The sequence below is a fragment of the Mesorhizobium sp. M7A.F.Ca.CA.002.04.1.1 genome (genome assembly GCF_004022805.1).
GTDB classification, from domain to species: domain Bacteria; phylum Pseudomonadota; class Alphaproteobacteria; order Rhizobiales; family Rhizobiaceae; genus Mesorhizobium; species Mesorhizobium ciceri.
In genome coordinates, this window is sequence record NZ_RZPL01001078.1 from 1 (window position 1) to 1231 (window position 1231).

At 64.5% G+C, this 1231-nt stretch carries 1 protein-coding gene and 1 pseudogene; one reads left to right on the plus strand and one right to left on the minus strand.

The window, feature by feature from the left end; all coding sequences use genetic code 11:
* Positions 1 to 686, plus strand: a 686-nt coding sequence (locus tag ENZ75_RS32270; protein WP_128278632.1) for an aldehyde dehydrogenase family protein, incomplete at its 5' end; no start/stop codon positions are given.
* A gap of 147 nt (positions 687 to 833) precedes the next feature.
* Here the strand turns inward: ENZ75_RS32270 and ENZ75_RS32275 are convergent.
* Positions 834 to 1231, minus strand: a pseudogene (locus ENZ75_RS32275) (hypothetical protein); the annotation flags it as partial.

A 1231-nucleotide genomic window follows, 5' to 3' on the forward strand; every position in this document is an offset into this window, starting at 1 on the left:
CCTTCCACCTCACCGGCCAGGTCTGCACTTCGGCCGAGCGCTTCTTCGTCGTCGATTCCGTGCATGACCGCTTCGTCGCGCTGTTCGCCGAAAGGACGCGGGCGCTGCGCATCGGCAACGGCATGGACAAGACCGAGATCGGCCCGCTGGTCAGCGAAAGCGCGCGGACCAAAGTGATGCGCCTTGTGGATGACGCCATTGCCCATGGCGCCAAGGCGGTGACCGGCGGGCGCATCCCGCCGGCGCACAACATCGGCTGGTTCTACGAACCGACCATCCTGACCGGCGTCACCCCTGATATGGCGATCGTGCGCGAAGAGTGTTTTGGACCCGTCGCCGCCATCTGCCGGGTCAGGGATTTCGACGAGGCGATCCGGCTTGCCAATGACAGCCCGTTCGGGCTCGGCGCTTCGGTGTTCACATCGAATCTGGCCGAAGCCCACGAGGCGGCTGAACGGCTCGAAGCCGGCATGGTCTGGGTCAACAACCCGCTGATCGACAACGATGCCCTGCCGTTCGGCGGCTGGAAGGCCTCGGGCCTTGGCCGCGAGCTCGGACGCCAGGGGCTCGACGCCTTCCGCCGCTCCAAAATGGTGATCATCGACCACAAGCCTGCGATCCAGGACTGGTGGTATCCCTATCCCGACAGCTGGTTCCGCGAAACCGGCGGCCGCAAGCACGTCTGAGTGTTTCGAGCCTGGCTATCCCTGGACGCCAGCTCGGTGGCTATCCCTGGATAGCCAGCCCGACCATGAGCGGGAAAAGGCAATGCCGCCGAGTGAAACCCGGCGGCATCTTCTTTGACTGACCACTACCGTTTCGGCGGCGGTTCGTTACGGCGTCGTTTCCGTCTGCATCGCGGCAGCCGTCTGGTCGATCTTGCCGGCAAGGACGTCTTGAGCCCAGGACGTGACCGCGGCGTCGACGGGCTTGTTGGCCATATCCGCCAATGCCGCGTCGAGCGATGCATCATCGGTGCCGACCGCGGCCGCAGCAGCAGCAGCGTTGTCGGCAGCGACCTCGGCCTGCAGAGCAGCTATCTTCCCAGGCAGGGCCGCCTGATCTTCGGGCGACATCGCGGCAATCTGATCGGGTGTCAGGGACGTCAGCGCATCCAGCTTAGCCTGTGCTGCGTCGGCGGCGGCCTGAGCGACCTTGGCTTTGGCGGACTGCGTCACGAATGCCTGAAGGGCGGCGAATTTCTTGCTCTTCGAGTTCATATAGGCATTGA